The sequence below is a fragment of the Streptomyces sp. NPDC012935 genome (assembly GCF_042900345.1).
Taxonomy (GTDB): Bacteria; Actinomycetota; Actinomycetes; order Streptomycetales; family Streptomycetaceae; genus Streptomyces.
Map to the genome: position 1 here is coordinate 1 of NZ_JBIBBC010000129.1, position 1,022 is coordinate 1,022.

The 1,022-nt window shown below is 71.3% G+C and carries 2 protein-coding genes; both read right to left on the reverse strand.

The features are described 5' to 3' along the window. A partial coding sequence (locus ACFY5C_RS42075) for an ABC transporter ATP-binding protein (RefSeq protein ID WP_389455396.1) occupies positions 1–521 on the reverse strand: 521 nt, incomplete at its 3' end. Further along, positions 518–1,022, reverse strand: a 505-nt coding sequence (locus tag ACFY5C_RS42080) for a PadR family transcriptional regulator (protein WP_389455398.1), incomplete at its 5' end; no start/stop codon positions are given. The genes ACFY5C_RS42080 and ACFY5C_RS42075, both read right to left, overlap by 4 nt.

The following is a 1,022-nucleotide window of genomic DNA, read 5'->3' on the forward strand; positions in this document are numbered from 1 at the left end:
GCTCCGGTCGGCTCGTCGGCGAAGAGCACCCGCGGACCGGTGACCAGCGAGCGGGCGACGGCGACGCGCTGCCCCTGGCCGCCGGAGACCTCGCCGGGCCGCTTCTTGCGCAGGTCGTCGACCTCCAGGCGCTCCATCCAGGTGAGCGCGGCGCGCTCGGCCTCCTTGCGGGGGGTGCCGTTGAGCCGCAGCGGCAGGGCGACGTTCTCGACGCAGGTCAGCTCGGGGACGAGCTGACCGAACTGGAAGACGAACCCGAACTCCGAGCGCCGCAGGGCGCTGCGCTGGGCGTCGCTCATGGTGGCCAGCTCGCGCCCGTTGTAGACGATGGAACCCGAGTCGGGCGGGACGATGCCGGCCAGGCAGTGCAGCAGCGTGGACTTGCCGGAGCCGGAGGGGCCCATGACGGCGACGACCTCGCCGGGGTGGATGGAGAAGTCCGCGCCGTCGAGGGCGAGGGTCGGACCGTAGGCCTTGCGCAGCTCGGAGGCCGCGAGCAGGGAGCCGGGGGGCGGAGTCACTTGACCACCACCTCCGCCAGCTTGTCGAGACGGGCGGCGGTCAGTTCCAGCCAGCGCAGGTCGGCCTCCAGGTGGAAGAGCGCGTGGTCGCAGATCAGCTGGTCGGCCAGGTCACCCTTGCGCTTGCGCTCGGTGAGCATGCGCATCATGCGCAGGTGCTCGGCACGCTGGGTGTCGAGGATGTCGGCGGCGTCACGCCGGGTCAGCAGGGCGAGGACGACCTTGGTGTAGAGGGTCGACTGGAGGTACGGCTCCGGCTTCTCCGGGGTCGCGAGCCACCGCTGGACGTCGGTGACGCCGGCGTCGGTGATCGCGTACCGCTTGCGCTCGGGCCCGCCTCCGGGCTCGATGCCGTCGACCTCGACGAGGCCGTTCTTCAGCAGGCGGGACATCGTCGAATAGACCTGGCCGTAGTGCAGCGGCCGGTCGTGACCGAACTTCTCGTCGAAGGCCCGCTTCAGGTCGTAGCCGTGACGGGGGCCCGACTCCAGGAGCCCTAGG